The organism is Mesorhizobium sp. M7A.F.Ca.ET.027.03.2.1, from assembly GCF_003999175.1.
Taxonomy (GTDB): domain Bacteria; phylum Pseudomonadota; class Alphaproteobacteria; order Rhizobiales; family Rhizobiaceae; genus Mesorhizobium.
Genome location: NZ_RZOM01001760.1, coordinates 1 through 631, shown reverse-complemented (window position 1 = coordinate 631; position 631 = coordinate 1). Strand labels below are relative to the sequence as shown.

Here is a 631-nt window from a genome sequence, read left to right as displayed (position 1 = left end):
GTCCTCCGCTTGGGGCAGCGACTACGTCAACGACTTCATCGATCGCGGGCGGGTGAAACCGGTCTATCTGCAGTCGGACCCGAACTTCCGCATGCAGCCGGAAGACCTCGACAAATGGCAGGTGCGCAATGCCAGTGGCGCCATGGTGCCGTTCTCGGCCTTCGCCTCCAGTCACTGGACGTTCGGCTCGCCCCGGCTTGAACGCTATAATGGGTCGGCGGCAGTCGAGATCCAGGGTGCCGCGGCTCCGGGCGTGAGTTCGGGTGCGGCCATGGACGAGATCGACCGGCTGGTGGCGCAATTGCCGCCCGGCTATTCGCACGAATGGACCGGCCTGTCGCACCAGGAACGGCTTTCGGGCAACCAGGCGCTGTCGCTCTACGCGATTTCGGCGCTGGTCGTGTTCCTGTGCCTGGCCGCACTCTACGAGAGCTGGTCGATCCCGTTCGCGGTCATGCTGTCGGTGCCGATCGGCATCTTCGGCGCACTGCTGGCGGCAAGCCTGTTCGGCCAGTCCAACGACGTCTATTTCAAGGTCGGCCTGCTGACCACGATCGGTCTCGCGGCCAAGAATGCCATCCTCATCGTCGAGTTCGCCATCGAGCGGCAGACCGCCGGGATGGGGCTCGTC

The 631-nt window shown here is 64.8% G+C and carries 1 protein-coding gene; it reads left to right on the top strand.

The genetic code is table 11. From position 1 onward, the window contains the following. Positions 1-631: efflux RND transporter permease subunit (locus EN750_RS37900; protein ID WP_189526840.1), on the top strand; the 631-nt coding region annotated here is incomplete at both ends.